Source organism: Erwinia sp. AK-PDG3-5, assembly GCF_056821705.1.
The window spans coordinates 4,501,352-4,516,151 of sequence record NZ_CM165967.1 but is presented as its reverse complement, the minus strand read 5'-3'; the positions used below and the strand labels follow the sequence as shown (position 1 = coordinate 4,516,151).

General features: G+C 51.5%; 6 protein-coding genes, 5 tRNA genes, 3 rRNA genes and 1 pseudogene. 14 read left to right on the top strand and 1 reads right to left on the bottom strand.

Features of this window, described 5'->3' with window-relative positions:
- Positions 1 to 125 precede the first annotated feature (125 nt).
- The 10 genes and pseudogenes from pepQ (at position 126) to birA (ending at position 12,723) form a co-directional block, all read left to right on the top strand.
- Positions 126 to 1,457 (top strand): Xaa-Pro dipeptidase, encoded by a 1,332-nt coding sequence (gene pepQ / locus AC1UKS_RS21080; protein WP_482435128.1) that lies wholly within the window; start codon positions 126 to 128, stop codon positions 1,455 to 1,457.
- Positions 1,457 to 2,067 (top strand): annotated as a pseudogene (locus tag AC1UKS_RS21075) (IMPACT family protein). Before pepQ ends, AC1UKS_RS21075 begins: the two are co-directional and overlap by 1 nt.
- Positions 2,068 to 2,096: 29 nt before the next feature.
- Positions 2,097 to 3,548: a Trk system potassium transporter TrkH gene (gene trkH / locus AC1UKS_RS21070; protein ID WP_013200285.1), complete on the top strand. Its 1,452-nt coding sequence runs from the start codon at positions 2,097 to 2,099 to the stop codon at positions 3,546 to 3,548.
- Positions 3,549 to 3,566: 18 nt separating this feature from the next.
- Positions 3,567 to 4,118, top strand: coding sequence for a menaquinone-dependent protoporphyrinogen IX dehydrogenase (gene hemG / locus AC1UKS_RS21065; protein WP_265908473.1), 552 nt, complete (start codon positions 3,567 to 3,569; stop codon positions 4,116 to 4,118).
- Positions 4,119 to 4,510: 392 nt separating this feature from the next.
- A 16S ribosomal RNA gene (locus tag AC1UKS_RS21060) occupies positions 4,511 to 6,051 on the top strand.
- Positions 6,052 to 6,124: 73 nt separating this feature from the next.
- Positions 6,125 to 6,200: transfer RNA gene (locus AC1UKS_RS21055), tRNA-Glu, on the top strand.
- Between the two features lie 227 nt (positions 6,201 to 6,427).
- Positions 6,428 to 9,335 (top strand): 23S ribosomal RNA (locus tag AC1UKS_RS21050).
- A gap of 228 nt (positions 9,336 to 9,563) precedes the next feature.
- Positions 9,564 to 9,679, top strand: a 5S ribosomal RNA gene (gene rrf / locus AC1UKS_RS21045).
- The 16S, 23S and 5S rRNA genes sit together here with 1 tRNA gene alongside, the layout of an rRNA operon.
- 1,047 nt (positions 9,680 to 10,726) lie before the next feature.
- The gene (murB, locus tag AC1UKS_RS21040; RefSeq protein WP_482435126.1) at positions 10,727 to 11,764 is read left to right on the top strand and encodes a UDP-N-acetylmuramate dehydrogenase; all 1,038 of its coding nucleotides are present in this window, start codon (positions 10,727 to 10,729) and stop codon (positions 11,762 to 11,764) included.
- Positions 11,761 to 12,723 carry a bifunctional biotin--[acetyl-CoA-carboxylase] ligase/biotin operon repressor BirA gene (birA, locus tag AC1UKS_RS21035; protein WP_482435125.1) on the top strand — a complete coding sequence of 321 codons (963 nt, stop codon included), beginning with the start codon at positions 11,761 to 11,763 and terminating at the stop codon, positions 12,721 to 12,723. The genes murB and birA overlap by 4 nt, the downstream gene beginning before the upstream one ends.
- A gap of 30 nt (positions 12,724 to 12,753) precedes the next feature.
- On the opposite strand, the gene coaA is transcribed toward birA, so the two are convergent.
- Positions 12,754 to 13,704 carry a type I pantothenate kinase gene (coaA, locus tag AC1UKS_RS21030; RefSeq protein WP_013200289.1) on the bottom strand — a complete coding sequence of 317 codons (951 nt, stop codon included), beginning with the start codon at positions 13,702 to 13,704 and terminating at the stop codon, positions 12,754 to 12,756.
- Between the two features lie 567 nt (positions 13,705 to 14,271).
- Between coaA and AC1UKS_RS21025 the strand changes: the two genes are divergently transcribed.
- From AC1UKS_RS21025 to AC1UKS_RS21010, 4 genes are all read left to right on the top strand, one after another.
- Positions 14,272 to 14,347 (top strand) — tRNA-Thr (locus AC1UKS_RS21025).
- Between the two features lie 20 nt (positions 14,348 to 14,367).
- A tRNA-Tyr gene (locus AC1UKS_RS21020) sits at positions 14,368 to 14,452 on the top strand.
- 159 nt (positions 14,453 to 14,611) lie between these two features.
- Positions 14,612 to 14,686: transfer RNA gene (locus AC1UKS_RS21015), tRNA-Gly, on the top strand.
- 6 nt (positions 14,687 to 14,692) lie between these two features.
- Positions 14,693 to 14,768: transfer RNA gene (locus AC1UKS_RS21010), tRNA-Thr, on the top strand.
- Positions 14,769 to 14,800 lie beyond the last annotated feature (32 nt).

Below are 14,800 nucleotides of genomic sequence, written 5' to 3'. Positions count from 1 at the left end.
GGATGTTAATTATTTGCAAACGAGAGTTTGCTAATTTGCAAACAAGATCACAGGCGCGGCAAAACGGCATCGGGTAAAGGGCTGTGATAAGATGCGCTCAATTTCACGTTAATGGAGACGGAGTTATGGAATCGTTGGTCACTCTTTATCAGGACCACCTGAAAACACTACAGGCGCGTGCTCAGCAGGTATTAGCTCGCAGCAAGCTGGATGCCATGTTGATCCATTCGGGAGAACTGCTTACCGTTTTCCTCGACGATCATACCTATCCCTTTAAAGTGAATCCGCAATTCAAAGCTTGGGTGCCGGTGACCTCTGTGCCGAACTGCTGGCTATGGGTGGATGGCGTAAACAAACCTAAGCTGTGGTTCTACTCGCCGGTTGATTACTGGCACAACGTTGAACCGCTGCCGCAAAGCTTCTGGACCGACGAAATCGACATCGTGGCGTTAAAAAATGCCGATGAGATTCAACAGCTGTTGCCTGCTAAGCTGGGTAATGTGGCTTATATCGGCCCTGTGCCCGCGCGCGCGGCGCAGTTAGGCATCAAAGCGGAGCTGACTAACCCGAAAGCCGCTATCGATTTCCTCCATTACCATCGCTCGCTGAAAACTGACTATGAGCTGTACTGTATGCGCGAAGCGCAGAAAACCGCGGTGATCGGTCATCGTGCTGCCAAAGAGGCGTTCCTCTCTGGCATGAGCGAGTTTGATATCAATGGCGCTTACCTGAGCGCCACCGGGCATCGCGATATTGATGTGCCTTACGGCAATATCATTGCGCTGAATGAACACGCTGCGGTGCTGCATTACACCAAGTTGGATCATCTGCCCCCTGCGCAGTCGCGTAGCTTCCTGATTGATGCCGGAACAGAATACAACGGCTATGCGGCCGATCTGACCCGCACCTATTCAGCGCAAAGTGACAATGACTATGCCCAGCTGATCCGCGATATGAATGAAGAAGAGCTGGCGCTGATCGCCACAATGAAAGCGGGCGTTCGCTACACCGAATACCATCTGCAAATGCACCAGCGTATTGCCAAACTGTTGCTTAAGCATCAGCTGGTGAAAGGGCTGAGTGAAGAAGCGCTGGTGGCGGAAGATTTGACCGGGCCGTTTATGCCGCATGGTATTGGCCATCCGTTGGGACTTCAGGTTCACGATGTCGCCGGATTTATGCAGGATGAAGAGGGCACGCATCAGGCCGCACCTGCGCAATATCCTTACCTGCGCTGCACGCGCATTATGGAACCGCGGATGGTGGTCACCATTGAACCTGGCATCTACTTTATTGATTCCCTGCTGGCGCCATGGCGTGAAGGCAAGTTCAGCCAGCATTTCAACTGGGACCGCATTGATGCGCTCAAGCCTTATGGCGGCATCCGTATCGAGGATAACGTCATTATTCGCGAACAGGGCGTGGAAAATATGACGCGTGACCTGAAGCTGGACTGATGGACGCGTATGACATCCCCGCTGAGCGCTTCAGCGTCAGCGAGGAGATCAAAAAAAGCAGGTTTATTACACTGTTGGCCCATACTGACGGCGTGGAAGCGGCGCGGGCCTTTGTTCAGCAGGTGAAAGGCGAGCATCCTTCTGCCCGCCACCATTGCTGGGCATGGGTGGCGGGAGCCCCTTCCGACTCACAACAGCTTGGGTTCTCTGATGACGGGGAACCCTCTGGCACGGCAGGTAAACCGATGCTTGCCCAGCTGATGGGAAACAACATCGGGGAAGTGACCGCCGTCGTCGTGCGTTATTACGGTGGTATCCAGTTGGGTACGGGCGGCTTAGTGAAGGCGTATGGCGGGGGTGTTCAACAGGCATTAAAGCTGCTTCTGCGTCAGCAAAAAGTCCCGATGCTGACCTTCACGCTCTCCTGTGACTATGCTCAACTGGCAGAGATAGAAAGAATGACTGCCGCTTTCATGGCCAACTGTTGCAGACAGAATTTTTGGCATGCGTCTCGCTGACGCTGGCCTTGCCCCATGCGCAGGTGGCCGGGTTTTCGCAAAATCTTACAGACTTTAGCCGAGGGGCGCTCACGCTCACACCGCTCGACTAACCTCATCATCGTCAGGAAGGAAAGGCTACATGCATTATCGTGCCATTACCCGCATCGTTGGGTTGCTGGTCATTTTGTTCTCGGGGACGATGATCGTGCCGGGCCTGGTCGCGTTAATCTACCGCGATGGTGCCGGACGAGCCTTTACTCAGACCTTCTTTATGGCACTGCTGATCGGCTCGATGCTGTGGTGGCCCAATCGAAAGCAGAAAAAAGAGCTGAAGCCTAAAGAGGGCTTCCTGATCGTCGTGCTGTTCTGGACAGTGCTGGGCAGTGTGGGGGCGATGCCCTTTATCTTTGCGGAACATCCCAACCTTTCAATTACCGATGCCTTCTTTGAATCCTTCTCAGGTCTGACGACGACCGGTGCCACGACGCTGGTGGGGCTGGACTCGCTCCCCAAAGCGATCCTCTTCTACCGGCAAATGCTGCAATGGTTGGGCGGCATGGGGATCATTGTGCTGGCCGTGGCGATTCTGCCGATTCTGGGCGTGGGGGGCATGCAGCTGTATCGCGCTGAAATGCCCGGCCCGTTGAAAGACAATAAGATGCGGCCGCGTATTGCTGAGACGGCGAAAACCCTGTGGCTGATCTACGTGTTGCTGACCGTCGTCTGTGCGCTGGCTCTCTGGCTGGCGGGCATGCCGCTGTTTGATGCCATCGGTCACAGCTTTTCAACGATCGCCATCGGCGGCTTCTCCACCCATGATGCGAGTATCGGCTATTTCAACAGCCCGACGATTAACACGATCATTGCCATCTTCCTGCTGATTTCCGGCTGTAACTACGGCCTGCACTTCTCTCTGCTGAGTGGCCGCAATCTTCGCGTTTACTGGCGCGATCCAGAATTCCGCATGTTCATTGGGGTACAGCTGACCTTAGTGGTGATCTGCACCATCGTGTTGTGGTTCCACGATGTCTATCATTCCGGACTGCAAACGCTGAACCAGGCCTTCTTCCAGGTCGTGTCGATGGCCACCACCGCCGGTTTTACCACCGACAGCATCGCGCGCTGGCCGCTGTTCCTGCCGGTTTTGTTGTTGTGCTCTGCCTTTATTGGTGGCTGTGCCGGTTCGACGGGCGGGGGGCTTAAGGTCATCCGTATCCTGCTGCTGTTCAAACAGGGTAACCGTGAGTTAAAGCGCCTGGTGCATCCGAACGCGGTTTACACCATCAAGCTGGGACAGCGCGCGCTGCCGGAACGTATCCTTGAAGCGGTGTGGGGATTCTTCTCTGCGTATGCGTTGGTGTTTCTGTTGAGCATGCTGGCGATTATCGCCACCGGCGTTGATGATTTTTCTGCGTTTGCGGCGGTGGCAGCTACCCTGAACAATCTGGGCCCAGGATTGGGAGTGGTGGCAGATAACTTCACCACCATGAATGATACGGCGAAATGGATCTTAATCTTGACGATGCTGTTTGGTCGTCTTGAAGTGTTCACGTTGCTAGTCCTGTTTACGCCGACCTTCTGGCGCGAGTAACTAAAACGAGTAATGAATATGAAAGCGTTGATTCTGTTTTCCAGCCGCGAGGGACAAACCCGCGAGATTGCAGCTTATATAGCTAACCAACTTAAAGAGCAGCAGGAGTGTGAGGTATTAAATATCGAACATGCTTCTTCTGTTGACTGGTCTAAGTACGATCGGGTGTTGATCGGGGCCTCTATTCACTACGGTCACTTCCATCCGGCGGTAACCAAATTTGTGAAGAAGAACCTGACTCAGCTAAATGAAAGGCCAGGAGGCTTCTTCTCCGTCAACCTGACCGCCCGTAAAGCAGAGAAGCGTACGCCGCAGACCAATGCGTATACCCGCAAGTTCCTGTTGCAGTCGCCATGGCAGCCGGACTGCTGTGCGGTATTCGCTGGCGCACTGCGTTATCCGCGCTATGGCTTCTTCGATCGCTTTATGATCCGCTTGATTATGCGTATGACCGGCGGCGAAACCGATGTCAGTAAAGAAGTTGAGTACACAGATTGGGTTCAGGTGGGTCGCTTTGCCCATGAATTTGCTGGATTATCAGGCAAAATGCAGGAAAAAAAGGCGCTTTGATGAAAAATGACGCTGTCAGTCATTTTTCTGCAATAAACACTTGTCCTTCGTCAGGAACTCCCTATAATGCGCATCCACTGACACGGAACAACGACTTAACGGTCACCGGGTCAGAGGTTCAGGAAGCTGAATCGCCGGAGAAAAACTTCCAAAAAGAAGTTGACTCTGAAGGAGGAAAGCGTAATATACGCCACCTCGCAGTAAGGCGCCAAGGCCCTTACCGCAACGCTCTTTAACAATTTATCAGACAATCTGTGTGGGCACTCGCAGGATTGATATCAGCGCCGCAAGGCGCAAAAAAATATCAAGCCTTAAGAGTGAACACATAATGAAATTCATTATGACGTTTTACACTTGAGCATCGCTGAACTTGTTTCAGCAAATCGAACTTTTAATTGAAGAGTTTGATCATGGCTCAGATTGAACGCTGGCGGCAGGCCTAACACATGCAAGTCGAACGGTAGCACAGAGAGCTTGCTCTTGGGTGACGAGTGGCGGACGGGTGAGTAATGTCTGGGAAACTGCCTGATGGAGGGGGATAACTACTGGAAACGGTAGCTAATACCGCATAACGTCTTCGGACCAAAGTGGGGGACCTTCGGGCCTCACACCATCGGATGTGCCCAGATGGGATTAGCTAGTAGGTGGGGTAATGGCTCACCTAGGCGACGATCCCTAGCTGGTCTGAGAGGATGACCAGCCACACTGGAACTGAGACACGGTCCAGACTCCTACGGGAGGCAGCAGTGGGGAATATTGCACAATGGGCGCAAGCCTGATGCAGCCATGCCGCGTGTATGAAGAAGGCCTTCGGGTTGTAAAGTACTTTCAGCGGGGAGGAAGGCGACAGGGTTAATAACCCTGTCGATTGACGTTACCCGCAGAAGAAGCACCGGCTAACTCCGTGCCAGCAGCCGCGGTAATACGGAGGGTGCAAGCGTTAATCGGAATTACTGGGCGTAAAGCGCACGCAGGCGGTCTGTCAAGTCAGATGTGAAATCCCCGGGCTTAACCTGGGAACTGCATTTGAAACTGGCAGGCTAGAGTCTTGTAGAGGGGGGTAGAATTCCAGGTGTAGCGGTGAAATGCGTAGAGATCTGGAGGAATACCGGTGGCGAAGGCGGCCCCCTGGACAAAGACTGACGCTCAGGTGCGAAAGCGTGGGGAGCAAACAGGATTAGATACCCTGGTAGTCCACGCCGTAAACGATGTCGACTTGGAGGTTGTGCCCTTGAGGCGTGGCTTCCGGAGCTAACGCGTTAAGTCGACCGCCTGGGGAGTACGGCCGCAAGGTTAAAACTCAAATGAATTGACGGGGGCCCGCACAAGCGGTGGAGCATGTGGTTTAATTCGATGCAACGCGAAGAACCTTACCTGGCCTTGACATCCACGGAATTCGGCAGAGATGCCTTAGTGCCTTCGGGAACCGTGAGACAGGTGCTGCATGGCTGTCGTCAGCTCGTGTTGTGAAATGTTGGGTTAAGTCCCGCAACGAGCGCAACCCTTATCCTTTGTTGCCAGCGAGTAATGTCGGGAACTCAAAGGAGACTGCCGGTGACAAACCGGAGGAAGGTGGGGATGACGTCAAGTCATCATGGCCCTTACGGCCAGGGCTACACACGTGCTACAATGGCGCATACAAAGAGAAGCGAACTCGCGAGAGCAAGCGGACCTCACAAAGTGCGTCGTAGTCCGGATCGGAGTCTGCAACTCGACTCCGTGAAGTCGGAATCGCTAGTAATCGTAGATCAGAATGCTACGGTGAATACGTTCCCGGGCCTTGTACACACCGCCCGTCACACCATGGGAGTGGGTTGCAAAAGAAGTAGGTAGCTTAACCTTCGGGAGGGCGCTTACCACTTTGTGATTCATGACTGGGGTGAAGTCGTAACAAGGTAACCGTAGGGGAACCTGCGGTTGGATCACCTCCTTACCTGAAGATACCTTCCCGCGTAGTGTCCACAACAGATTGTCTGATAGAAAACGTAATGAGCAACAGTAACAGAGTCCCCATCGTCTAGAGGCCCAGGACACTGCCCTTTCACGGCTGTAACAGGGGTTCGAATCCCCTTGGGGACGCCATCTCCTGATAATGAGTGAAAGACATTATCAACCAGTATCTCAAAACTGATTCTCTCCGCAAGGACGAGTCACGTTTGAGATATTTGCTCTTTAACAATCCGGAACAAGCTGAAAATTGAAACGACATGTCGTTTTCATTCTCCGTAATAAGAATGAAATTAACGATATGTTCGAGTCTCTCAAATGCTTACAACAGCAGTGTCTTTCGGGGCGCTTGTGGGTTGTGAGGTTAAGTGACTAAGCGTACACGGTGGATGCCTAGGCAGTCAGAGGCGATGAAGGGCGTGCTAATCTGCGATAAGCGTCGGTAAGGTGATATGAACCGCAATAACCGACGATACCCGAATGGGGAAACCCGGTGCACTTTGGTGCATCATTGCAACATGAATACATAGTGTTGCAAGGCGAACCTGGGGAACTGAAACATCTAAGTACCCAGAGGAAAAGAAATCAACCGAGATTCCCCCAGTAGCGGCGAGCGAACGGGGAACAGCCCAGAACCTGAATCAGCTTGTGCATTAGTGGAAGCGTCTGGAAAGTCGCAGGGTACAGGGTGATACTCCCGTACACAAAAATGCACTTGCTGTGAGTTCGATGAGTAGGGCGGGACACGTGACATCCTGTCTGAATATGGGGGGACCATCCTCCAAGGCTAAATACTCCTGACTGACCGATAGTGAACCAGTACCGTGAGGGAAAGGCGAAAAGAACCCCGGCGAGGGGAGTGAAACAGAACCTGAAACCGTGTACGTACAAGCAGTGGGAGCACCTTCGTGGTGTGACTGCGTACCTTTTGTATAATGGGTCAGCGACTTATATTCTGTAGCAAGGTTAACCGTATAGGGGAGCCGAAGGGAAACCGAGTCTTAACTGGGCGTTAAGTTGCAGGGTATAGACCCGAAACCCGGTGATCTAGCCATGGGCAGGTTGAAGGTTGGGTAACACTAACTGGAGGACCGAACCGACTAATGTTGAAAAATTAGCGGATGACTTGTGGCTGGGGGTGAAAGGCCAATCAAACCGGGAGATAGCTGGTTCTCCCCGAAAGCTATTTAGGTAGCGCCTCGTGAACTCATCTTCGGGGGTAGAGCACTGTTTCGGCTAGGGGGCCATCCCGGCTTACCAACCCGATGCAAACTGCGAATACCGAAGAATGTTATCACGGGAGACACACGGCGGGTGCTAACGTCCGTCGTGAAGAGGGAAACAACCCAGACCGCCAGCTAAGGTCCCAAAGTCATGGTTAAGTGGGAAACGATGTGGGAAGGCACAGACAGCCAGGATGTTGGCTTAGAAGCAGCCATCATTTAAAGAAAGCGTAATAGCTCACTGGTCGAGTCGGCCTGCGCGGAAGATGTAACGGGGCTAAACCATGCACCGAAGCTGCGGCAGCGACGCTTAGGCGTTGTTGGGTAGGGGAGCGTTCTGTAAGCCGTCGAAGGTGGCCTGTGAAGGCTGCTGGAGGTATCAGAAGTGCGAATGCTGACATAAGTAACGATAAAGCGGGTGAAAAGCCCGCTCGCCGGAAGACCAAGGGTTCCTGTCCAACGTTAATCGGGGCAGGGTGAGTCGACCCCTAAGGCGAGGCCGAAAGGCGTAGTCGATGGGAAACAGGTTAATATTCCTGTACTCGGTGTTACTGCGAAGGGGGGACGGAGAAGGCTATGTTAGCCGGGCGACGGTTGTCCCGGTTTAAGCATGTAGGCGGAGAGTTTAGGTAAATCCGGACTCTTATTAACGCTGAGGTGTGATGACGAGGCACTACGGTGCTGAAGTAACAAATGCCCTGCTTCCAGGAAAAGCCTCTAAGCATCAGGTAACACGGAATCGTACCCCAAACCGACACAGGTGGTCAGGTAGAGAATACCAAGGCGCTTGAGAGAACTCGGGTGAAGGAACTAGGCAAAATGGTGCCGTAACTTCGGGAGAAGGCACGCTGGCGCGTAGGTGAAGGGACTTGCTCCCGGAGCTGAAGCCAGTCGAAGATACCAGCTGGCTGCAACTGTTTATTAAAAACACAGCACTGTGCAAACACGAAAGTGGACGTATACGGTGTGACGCCTGCCCGGTGCCGGAAGGTTAATTGATGGGGTTATCCGCAAGGAGAAGCTCTTGATCGAAGCCCCGGTAAACGGCGGCCGTAACTATAACGGTCCTAAGGTAGCGAAATTCCTTGTCGGGTAAGTTCCGACCTGCACGAATGGCGTAATGATGGCCAGGCTGTCTCCACCCGAGACTCAGTGAAATTGAACTCGCTGTGAAGATGCAGTGTACCCGCGGCAAGACGGAAAGACCCCGTGAACCTTTACTATAGCTTGACACTGAATATTGAACCTTGATGTGTAGGATAGGTGGGAGGCTTTGAAGCGTGGACGCCAGTCTGCGTGGAGCCAACCTTGAAATACCACCCTTTAACGTTTGATGTTCTAACCTGGCGCCGTGATCCGGCGTGGGGACAGTGTCTGGTGGGTAGTTTGACTGGGGCGGTCTCCTCCTAAAGAGTAACGGAGGAGCACGAAGGTTAGCTAATCACGGTCGGACATCGTGAGGTTAGTGCAATGGCATAAGCTAGCTTGACTGCGAGAGTGACGGCTCGAGCAGGTGCGAAAGCAGGTCATAGTGATCCGGTGGTTCTGAATGGAAGGGCCATCGCTCAACGGATAAAAGGTACTCCGGGGATAACAGGCTGATACCGCCCAAGAGTTCATATCGACGGCGGTGTTTGGCACCTCGATGTCGGCTCATCACATCCTGGGGCTGAAGTAGGTCCCAAGGGTACGGCTGTTCGCCGTTTAAAGTGGTACGCGAGCTGGGTTTAGAACGTCGTGAGACAGTTCGGTCCCTATCTGCCGTGGGCGCTGGAAGATTGAGAGGGGTTGCTCCTAGTACGAGAGGACCGGAGTGAACGCACCACTGGTGTTCGGGTTGTCATGCCAATGGCATTGCCCGGTAGCTAAGTGCGGAAAAGATAAGCGCTGAAAGCATCTAAGCGCGAAACTTGCCTCGAGATGAATCTTCCCTGGGCCTTTAAGGCCCCTGAAGGGACGTTGAAGACTACGACGTTGATAGGCCGGGTGTGTAAGCGCAGCGATGCGTTGAGCTAACCGGTACTAATGACCCGTGAGGCTTAACCTTACAACACCAGAAGCGTTCTGGTGTGTGTCTGAGAGACACAAACAGATATTTTCAGCTTGAACCGGATAAAGAATTATCTGTTCTGCGGACCCCGGTCCGTGGGATTTTGCTTTGTGGCAAGGCGGCAAGCGCCGTGAAGGAAGGAGCATACTGAGGTATGTGACTGAGTTTACAAGCGCGGCCAACGCGGCCACGGAGCGAAATACACAGGACAGAGCACAGAATTTGCCTGGCGGCTTTAGCGCGGTGGTCCCACCTGACCCCATGCCGAACTCAGAAGTGAAACGCCGTAGCGCCGATGGTAGTGTGGGGTCTCCCCATGCGAGAGTAGGGAACTGCCAGGCATCAAACAAGCAGACAAGCCTCATGCGAAAGCATGGGGCTTTTTTGCGTGCGTAATAAGGCAAAACCCGCCTCAGAACGGTTTCCGGACGCCTACGGACCCGCCTGCTAACGGCCAGAGCCGGCCACTCAAATCCCAAACCACCCCAAACCACCCCAAAACCAGACAAAAAAAGACGCCGTGCTGCCGCACGACGCCTTCAAAGTTAATAACAGGTAGATAACGTCGTGTTCTGGAAGCGCTAATTACCCGGCCTTATTAAGGAGAACATAATGGTAATTTTATTAAGATCTATAAACCTAATGAAATAGCCAAACCATAAGAGTAATGGTCCAAAATCTATTCTGATTATGGGTTTCTACAGATAATTTTTAAATTATAATGACAGCATGAAAGTGCAGAGGATAAATACACTGAGCGAAAAGTTTGTTGAGTGAAATAACACGGCTGCTGATATTACTACACCCTAACCTTCCATAGCGCACATTGTACCTGACGTAAGGTAGACAGGGGGATTCAGAATGTTTAAATGATTCCGTGAAGGTAAATACTAACCAGTCGCGTAATGTATTAGCCAGTTTTTATGACTAATCATCCTGCTGATGACGTACCGAGGAAATATGAAAAACTGAATCAGAATAGCGTTCAAATAATCCCATCTCACCAGCTAGCATATCGACAGTTGTAGTCGGATAGACCTTCATTGCCTAACCTGTATCAAATAGTCTTCAGATGAAATGAATATCGTCGCGTCGTCTTATGTGATCGAAATTCATTATTACTATCATGAATTTTATTAAGCCTCACAATTTTTAAAAAATGTTATTTAATGGTGGGTGATTATTTTTCTGAAATAATAGATTGATTAGGATGGGATTTTGTCCCCAAAGTTTTAATATAAATAAATATTCAAGAGTTTGGTTTTTAAGGGGTTATACGTAACTCATTCTCGTATTACAAGAAAAGTATTTATTAAATCAAAATCCACTGCAAGCTTGCGGATGGATGGGGTACACTCTCCCGTAGATTAATTTATTAAGGTTTGAGCATGTCCTCTCAACATAACTCCCTTCAATGCTGGAATACTTTTGGCCTTGACGCCCATGCCGCTAATCTTGATGTAGCGACCAGCACAGAGTCGCTTCTGCAAAGCTGGCAGCAGAGCCTGCTACACAACCAGCCGGTGTTGCTACTGGGAGAAGGTAGCAACATTCTTTTCCTGGAAGACTTTTCTGGCCGGGTGATCATCAACAGAATTAAAGGCATACAGATCGAGGAAGATCAGCATCACTGGCAGCTGCATATTGGCGCGGGTGAAAACTGGCACAATCTGGTGCAGGTTCTGCTGGAGAAAGGCATACCGGGACTGGAAAACCTGGCGATGATCCCGGGTTGTGTCGGTTCAGCACCTATCCAGAACATTGGGGCTTATGGCGTAGAGCTGAAGGATGTCTGTGCTTATGTTGATGTATTGGATTTAAACAGCGGTGAAGTCGAACGTCTGACGGCAGCCGCCTGCCAGTTCGGTTATCGGGACAGCATCTTTAAGCACCAGTATCAGCTGGGCTATGCCATTGTTGCCGTAGGACTGGTGTTGAACAAACAGTGGTTTCCGGTAATGACTTACGGCGACCTGAGAGCATTAGATCCACAGACGGTCACTCCCCAACAGATTTTCGATGCGGTCTGCGCAATGCGTAGCAGTAAGCTGCCAGATCCGGCGATAACAGGTAACGCTGGCAGCTTCTTCAAGAATCCGGTAGTCACTCCTGAAGCCGCAGAGGCGATCCGCACTGCCTACCCAACGCTGCCCGCTTATCCTCAAGCGGATGGTACAGTAAAACTGGCTGCGGGCTGGCTGATTGAGCAGTGTGAGCTAAAAGGGGTTAGCGTTGGCGGCGCAGCGGTGCATCAGCAGCAGGCGCTGGTTCTGATCAATAAAGAGAAGGCGACAGGCAGCGACATAGTGGCTTTAGCGCATGAAGTGCGCCAACGAGTGGGCACGAAATTTAACGTGTGGCTTGAGCCTGAGGTGCGCTTTATTGGCGCGCAGGGTGAAAAGGATGCAGTTGGAGTCATTGCATGAAAGCAAATACCGTCCCGTTAACGCTGATTGGCCTGTTGGCCGATGGCGAGTTCCATTCCGGAGAGCAGCTTGGTGAACAGCTGGGCATGAGCCGCGCCGCAATCAATAAGCACATTCAGACCCTGAAGGATTGGGGGATTGATGTCTTCACTGTTACCGGCAAAGGCTATAGCTTGCCGGCACCGATGCAGCTGCTGGATGAAGAAACGATTATGGCGCAGCTGAAGGAAAAACGGCTGGCCGTGATCCCTGTGATTGATTCAACTAATCAGTATCTGTTGGAAAGAATGGATTCACTGCAATCAGGTGATGCCTGTGTAGCAGAGTATCAACAGGCAGGCCGAGGACGGCGAGGCCGTCAGTGGTTCTCCCCGTTTGGTTCAAACCTCTATTTATCTCTCTACTGGCGCCTGGACCAGGGGCCAATGGCGGCAATGGGCCTGAGTTTAGTTATCGGGATTGTCATTGCCGAAGTTTTGCAATCGCTGGGTGCTAAAGACGTTCGGGTAAAGTGGCCTAACGATCTCTATCTGAACGATCGCAAACTGGCCGGCATTTTGGTTGAGTTGATCGGAAAAACCGGCGATGCCGCTCAGTTGGTGATCGGTGCGGGTATCAATCTTGCTATGCGCTCACCCGATGCCGGGATTGTGAACCAGGGCTGGATAAACCTGCAGGAAGCCGGCGTCAACGTGGACCGAAATACGCTAACGGCGCATCTGATCAACAATATGCGTGAATCGTTGCCGATATTTGAGCGCGAGGGACTGGAACCCTTTATCGATCGCTGGAGCGAGCTGGATAACTTTATTAATCGGCCGGTTAAATTGCTGATTGGCGATAAAGAAATCCCGGGAATTGCGCGCGGCATCGATCAGCAAGGTGGATTAATTCTGGAGCAGGATGGGGTAAGGAGATCTTGGGTTGGGGGCGAAATTTCGCTTCGTCCGCAAGATTAATTGTAAGAAAAGGGGCTTTCGCCCCTTTTTTTATTTACGCAGGCGGACCAGGTCCACCGCATGATCGACGCTTTTGGTCATTATCAGGCTGGCACGCTCTCGGGTAGGTAAGATATTTTCCTTAAGGTTCATAAGGTTGATCTCTTCCCATAGCTGAGTGGCCACGCCTACCGCTTCCTCTTCTGAGAGTTTCGCGTAATTGTGGAAATAAGAGTCTGGATCGGTAAAGGCGCCCTGGCGGAATTTCAGGAAGCGATTAATGTACCAGCTCTGCAGCAGATCTTGCGGGGCATCGACATAAATTGAAAAATCCACAAAATCAGAGACAAAGACGTGATGCGGATCGTGAGGATAGTCCATCCCACTCTGCAAGACGTTCAGCCCTTCAAGAATCAAAATATCAGGCTGCTGCACAACCTTGTCACCCTGCGGGATAACATCATAAATAAGATGCGAGTAAACCGGAGCCGTGACCTGCGAAGCGCCTGATTTCAAATCTGATACGAAATTCACCAGTCGGTGCATGTCGTAAGACTGCGGAAAGCCTTTCTTCTTCATCAGACCGCGTTCTTTAAGCACCTCATTAGGGTGCAGGAAGCCGTCAGTGGTGATCAGCTCTACCCGCCGATGTTCAGGCCAGCGGCTCAGCAGAGCCTGCAGTACGCGCGCTGTGGTGCTTTTACCCACGGCAACGCTGCCAGCAATACTGATGATATAGGGAATCTTCTGGCCATTGGTTCCCAGGAACTGCTCAAGCACAGCCTGACGACGGACATTAGAACTGATGTAGAAATTAAGCAGACGTGAGAGGGGTAGGTAGATCTCGGCTACTTCCTCAAGAGATAAATCTTCATTTATCCCCTTCAGGCGGGCAATTTCTTGTTCACTCAAGGTCATAGGGACTGAATCGCGGAGCGCAGCCCATTGATCACGATTGAATTGTAGATAGGGGGTGGTCAACAAGGAGTCTTTTTTGCTCATATGCATGCTTCTGCCAGCAAGAATTTGCCTGTCGTAGAGTTAACTACTCTGTCGAGGGGGATAAACCCGCCTTTTCCAGCTCATGTGACTAAGGTAAATTTCAGAAAACAATGGGCAGGAGGTTACCACCAGAGAGACAGTAGCTGAAGGAAAAATATATTCTGCGAGCGCAAACGGAACGGCACCCGCATTTATTGAATAATGTGCTGGCAATCAGCAAAAGAAACTGATCACACACGCCAAGAAAAAATCGCTTATACGCCGCCTCTGTTTAGTCAGTCATGGCACGATGACTGTCAATTGTCGACTTTTTAAGCGTAAAGTGTTGCCATCGCAATTTTTTTGCCGCGATCATGCATCTTTTAAACTTAGTGGCGCAGTTGAATCGCAAAATCATCTGCGTGGGTGCTGGTGAAAAATTCGCTAAAATGGCGCTTCTTTGAACTGTTTTTCTGCCCCAATGCGAGAATTTGCGAAGAATTGCACAAATAGTAAGCATAAGAACATTTATCGCAATTTTTTTGTTGCATCAGAGGCCAGGTCTTCCTAGAATGCGCACCACTTGATGCCGGCTTAGCTCAGTTGGTAGAGCAACTGACTTGTAATCAGTAGGTCACCAGTTCGATTCCGGTAGCCGGCACCATCAAGTAACGAAATACCCCTGGTGGGGTTCCCGAGCGGCCAAAGGGAGCAGACTGTAAATCTGCCGTCATCGACTTCGAAGGTTCGAATCCTTCCCCCACCACCATTTCGACCCCGAACGTTAAGGTTGAAATGAATGAAGATTTTAGACTGAGCACCAGCGCAGTCAGGGTCATCAAGCGTATGCGGGTTGACTCGAATAGCAAGGGGGCATCTTCTTGTTGTTCAAAAGCTACAGACAGAACAGGTAGCCGAGTTCCAGGATGCGGGCATCGTATAATGGCTATTACCTCAGCCTTCCAAGCTGATGATGCGGGTTCGATTCCCGCTGCCCGCTCCAAGCCGTGCTGATATGGCTCAGTTGGTAGAGCGCACCCTTGGTAAGGGTGAGGTCCCCAGTTCGACTCTGGGTATCAGCACCACTTCTAATTCTCCCTCCCTGATTCTTTCTCTG

What these genes read in the sequence shown, in the direction of transcription:
- pepQ (WP_482435128.1), top strand. Translation starts at nt 126, where the DNA reads ATGGAATCGTTGGTCACTCTTTATCAGGACCACCTGAAAACACTACAG.
- trkH (WP_013200285.1), top strand. Translation starts at nt 2,097, where the DNA reads ATGCATTATCGTGCCATTACCCGCATCGTTGGGTTGCTGGTCATTTTG.
- hemG (WP_265908473.1), top strand. Translation starts at nt 3,567, where the DNA reads ATGAAAGCGTTGATTCTGTTTTCCAGCCGCGAGGGACAAACCCGCGAG.
- murB (WP_482435126.1), top strand. Translation starts at nt 10,727, where the DNA reads ATGTCCTCTCAACATAACTCCCTTCAATGCTGGAATACTTTTGGCCTT.
- birA (WP_482435125.1), top strand. Translation starts at nt 11,761, where the DNA reads ATGAAAGCAAATACCGTCCCGTTAACGCTGATTGGCCTGTTGGCCGAT.
- coaA (WP_013200289.1), bottom strand. Translation starts at nt 13,704, where the DNA reads ATGAGCAAAAAAGACTCCTTGTTGACCACCCCCTATCTACAATTCAAT.